The sequence below is a fragment of the Rhodococcus sp. CX genome (genome assembly GCF_015865005.1).
GTDB lineage: Bacteria > Actinomycetota > Actinomycetes > Mycobacteriales > Mycobacteriaceae > Rhodococcus.
The window spans coordinates 16,258-20,922 of record NZ_JADZGH010000158.1; the positions used below are offsets into that span (position 1 = coordinate 16,258).

The window sequence follows — 4,665 nt, forward strand, 5'->3', positions numbered from 1 at the left end:
ACACACCGTGGAGAAGAAACGCCTGTAGCCCCTCGACCGGCGCGGTCGAAGGGCGGAAATGTCAGGACGTCGACAGGGGATCGAGTGGAGTCGCTCGCCGATGCGCGCCTCGATCGGGCGCGTGGATAGAATCCAGCCTACGGTGCATGACAGCGTCCTTCTGTCGTGTGCCCAGACCCCGGATCGGTGTTCCCGCACCGGCCGGGGTCGAACTGTTTTCAGATGATCTTGGGATGGTCCCACGCGAGGTGGGGGCGGTCAACTCGAACACGCGTTCGTGCGCGAGATTCGAATACCGGTTGGTTGCGGAGATTGTTCCGCGAGTCGGGGCCGTGCTCAGCCGAGGCAATCGTCGTCGGCAGGATCAATGTGCCGCGGAGCATGGGGGCGTCGGATCCCCGCATCGAGAGTTGGAAGGCAGGGTTCCTGCTCACCGCTGGCACGGACTGTAGCGCACCGTGTTTTCCGGATAAATGGTGTATTTCGGCGCAAGTCGGGGTGTGCTGACGCTAACGACGCATCTTGGACACCCTCCCTGCAGCGACCTCCCGCAACGATGACGGCAATCCCCAGGAAGGTGACACCGACATTGCTTGTCGAGGGCTCACCATCGCGCAGGTCCAGCTTGTTCACCGGGCCTCGCGGACCTGGTCTATCCTCGTTCCTTCACGCTTCCGGCGCTTTACGAGTCTCAGCGGAAGGCTCTCAAGTGCCTCCTCCGCTCCGGATGCACGAATGGGTCCTCGCAGTGCGTTGAAGCAGCTCAGAGAGGTTTTGGGAATACGCACCCGGCCGGTCATACGGCTAAATCGGCATCGGCCGCGACCTGCCCTCGAATCCTGTCCAGGCTCTGGCGAACTTGGTCAGTGTCCAGGCGATGGGCACTTCGAATGCGAAGTCTGCGCGGTTGAGACCGGTAACAGCGCCGCGCGCCCGTGCGATATGTGATCCGAGTCACTAAGTGACGGCAAATGTCCCTTACCGAAGGATCCAAATGTCGGATCAGCCGTCTTCCCCAGACCCCGAACGTCGCGGAAACCCGGAGTACGGGCCGCCCGGTGGTAGCTACCCCCGGGAGGGGGATACCCCCCGGGGTCGTATCCGCCGGGCCACTACCAACAGCCTCCACCTAAGAAGCGCAAAATTTGGCCCTGGATAGTGCTGGGTGTTGTCGTTCTCTTCTTCGGCGGGTGTGTCGCACTCATCGCAAGCAGCACCGGGGATGACGAAGCTACCGTCACGCCCGGCGACGACGGCGGCAGTGCTCAGTCAAACGAGCGTGGGCTTACCTTCCAAGGGAAGCAGGACGGGGACACGGCCGCCAATGCAGGCGACGCCGTCACCCTCGACGCGATCACCATCACGACCACACCGCTGTCCGAGGTGAATGATCCCTACAGCGCGGTTCTGTGCACGACGGTCAGCATTAACAATGGCGGTGACGACTCCGCCGACTTCGCTGAGTTCGACTGGAAGTTGCAGGATCCGGCCGGCGCCATTCGCGATACCTGGATCACCGGGCGTCCGAATCTTCTTGGTTACGGCGCTGTCGCGCCGGGTGGGACCGCCACGGGAGAGGTTTGTTTCGACAACCGCGCCGGTTCACCCCCCGGACAGTACGTCGTCCTCTACGATCCGTCGTTCGATTTTTCCTCCGATCGAATCGGCTGGATCAACCAGCGTTAGGACCATCACCTATCCAGGGGCGGACGCGCCCACCCTCGACACGCTCGGCATGCCGGGGCGCAGAGTTGACCCAATGCGCTCGAGCGACCGTGGTCAGTCGTGTCAGGCATGGAACATCTGCCCCACATAGGAAGTGTGTCGATACGACCCGGCGACGGGATCGGACCGAAAGGGAAACGAAAGGGATAACGGATGGGTTTCCTGACCCCGATGTACGAGTTGAGCAAGTACCTGGAATGGACCAGGTCGGGTGAGGTCCAGCTTCCCGATTTCCAACGCGGTTACAAGTGGGAGGATGAGCGAATACGCCAACTGCTGGTGACTGTGCTGCGACGGCATCCCCTCGGGGTGGTGATGCTTCTCAAGACCGGCAACTCTCAGGTTCGCTTCAAGCCGCGCCCGATCGAAGGGACACACTTCTCACCCGACACTGCGGCAAATTCCTGCTGCTGGACGGTCAGCAGCGTCTCACGTCGCTGACCCAGGCATTGAGTGGGGATGGCATCGTCACGACGAAGGACAGCCGCGGGAAGTTGCTGGTTCGGCGGTACCTGGTCCACATGGAGACCGCTCTGAGCGATCCGAACCGAGTGGACGATGCCGTGATCTCGATCCCCGGCGATGGAATCGTCCGCACGAACTTCGCCAAGGACATCCTGCTCGACTTGTCTGACGAGGACAAAGAACGCGGCCACGGCTTCTTTCCGCTGCGACTGCTGTACGACGACTACATGAGTTGGATGTGGGATCTCCCCGACAGCGGGCTCGGTAAACGATTCCACGAACAGTTCATCAAGCCCGCCGCCACCTACGACATTCCCGCCATAGTCCTCGACGAGGACACCGACAAGGCCGCCGTCGCGACGGTGTTCGAGAAGGTGAACATCGGCGGACTTCCACTCAATGTGTTCGAGCTGCTCACCGCGATGTTTGCCGGCGACGCCGATTACTACCATCGAACAGGAGAGGACTTTCGCCTCAACGACGACTGGAAAGAAACGCAGCTCAAATGGGTCGCCCATCCCACTCTCGCGGCAGTGGAGAACACCGACTTCCTCCAAGCAGTCACCATGCTGACCACCCTTAAACGCAACCAGGCCGACACCTCGGATCGGCCTCCTGCGGTCTCCGCCAAGCGTGAGGACGTCTTGAAGCTCACCCTGAGCGACTACCTGGAATGGCGCGATCCGCTACGCGAAGCCTTCATCTGGACGGCCACCTTCCTCGCCGACCGTCACATCTTCGCACCACGCGACATCCCCTATCCGAAACAACTGGTGCCCCTAGCGGCCATAAGGGTCCTGCTCGGCTCGGACGCCGACCTGATCGCCGTCAGCGAGAGACTGGCACGGTGGTACTGGTGTGGTGTACTCGGCGAACTCTACGGCTCGGCGATCGAGACCCGGTTTGCCCGGGATATCGAATCCACCCCGGGGTGGGCTGTTGGAACGACGACGTCGGCGATGCCACGCACGATCCAGGATGCCTCGTTCACGGAGTCACGGCTGCACTCTCTGCGGACCCGCAACGCCGCGGCCTATAAGGGCATCGCCGCATTGATCCTGGCCCAGGGCGCCCGGGACTGGATGGAGGACAAGGCGCTGGACAAGGTCCAGTACGTCAACCTCGCCGTGGACATCCACCACGTTTTCCCGCAGAAATGGTGCAACGACCAGGGTATCGACGACGAACGTCGCGAAAGCATCGTCAACAAGACCACGATCAGTGCCCGTACCAACCGAACCATCGGTGGGGCCGCCCCCTCTGCATATTTGGACGTGATCGAAAAGCACGCTCAGATCGATTCCGACCGCCTGAATCAGTTGCTTAGCACCCACCTGATCCCGCCGCAGCAACTGCGCGCCAATGACTTCGACGGCTTTTTCCGGCAGCGTCGGGAACAGCTGTGTCGACTCGTCGAGGACGCGATCGGTAAGCCCGTCCAACGCGACATCGATGAAGGACACGCCGAGGAGGACTCCAGCCAGTTCGCACCCGAAGAACTGATCGAGGAACCCGCGCAGATCGGGTAATCCCCTCCCACTAGTTTGTGGGAACCGAGGCCGTTCTCGTCGGCACCGATTTGCTCCTCGATGACCGGTAACAACTGCAGGTTTCGGTGTCCGGCGACGGGCACTTCCAGTGCGTCCCGGTGTGCCCCGGGTCCACTCCAGCGAGCTCCGTGAGCGCTCCGTCCGTTCGCCCCTGATGCTCCCGCCCAACTATCAAAGTTTAGGAACACAAACTTTGATCACGAGGCGACCGGTGAAAGGCTCGCCCCATTTGGGACCGGGGTGGGGGTAGGGCTCGCCCGGAGCAGGGACGATCACGAGGGCTGGCGGGGAACTTCGACCTCCTGGCCTTCAGGGATGGGTGACGCTTGAGCCGCTCGACTCACTCTGCGGGGTCAGCACACTTCTGCGTTCCGGTGGTCCGATCGCGGCCTCGATGGGAAAATGCGAAGGCTCCCGCAGGTAGGACAAGCGGAGGAGTTCAACGTTGGAAGCGGAGCTCCCATCGTCCGGCTGGACGGCCGAACGGCTGTTCGCCGGCCCGGGCGACGCCCGCGAGCGGCACCGGAACACCGATTGGTCGGCGACCGCACTCGGGCCGGTGGAGACCTGGCCCATGGAACTGCGGATGGCGGTGAACACCGTGCTGCCGTCGGAAGTGCCGATGCTGGTGTGGTGGGGGCCGGAACTGATCCAGATCTTCAACGACGCGTTCGTTCCCATCCTCGGCGACAAGTACCCCGCTGCGGTCGGGCAGCGGGGCGCGGACTGCTGGCGGGAGATCTGGGACGCGGTCGGCTCCCTCGCCGAGGAAGCGTGGGCCGGCCGGGCCACCTTCACCGAGAACGAACGGCTGTTCCTGCGGCGTCACGGTTTCGTCGAGGAGTCGTACTGGACGTTCTCCTACAGCCCGATCTTCGACGAAACCGTGACGCCGCAGGAACAGCCGTTCGTTCTCGGTGAAGGT

At 62.5% G+C, this 4,665-nt stretch carries 3 protein-coding genes and 1 pseudogene; all 4 read left to right on the plus strand.

The features are described 5' to 3' along the window. The first annotated feature begins 1,158 nt into the window (after positions 1-1,158). Positions 1,159-1,686 (plus strand): DUF4352 domain-containing protein, encoded by a 528-nt coding sequence (locus I0Q12_RS16580; protein WP_307846291.1) that lies wholly within the window; start codon positions 1,159-1,161, stop codon positions 1,684-1,686. Between the two features lie 192 nt (positions 1,687-1,878). Then, positions 1,879-2,166 carry a DUF262 domain-containing protein gene (locus I0Q12_RS34655; RefSeq protein ID WP_269437627.1) on the plus strand — a complete coding sequence of 96 codons (288 nt, stop codon included), beginning with the start codon at positions 1,879-1,881 and terminating at the stop codon, positions 2,164-2,166. A gap of 8 nt (positions 2,167-2,174) precedes the next feature. Then, on the plus strand, positions 2,175-3,719 hold the full coding sequence (locus I0Q12_RS16585) for a hypothetical protein (RefSeq protein WP_269437628.1): 1,545 nt from the start codon (positions 2,175-2,177) through the stop codon (positions 3,717-3,719). 595 nt (positions 3,720-4,314) lie between these two features. Beyond that, a pseudogene (locus tag I0Q12_RS16590) lies at positions 4,315-4,665 on the plus strand (hypothetical protein); the annotation flags it as partial.

Coding starts and splice junctions, on each gene's coding strand:
- I0Q12_RS34655 (WP_269437627.1), top strand. CDS start 1,879: ATGGGTTTCCTGACCCCGATGTACGAGTTGAGCAAGTACCTGGAATGG.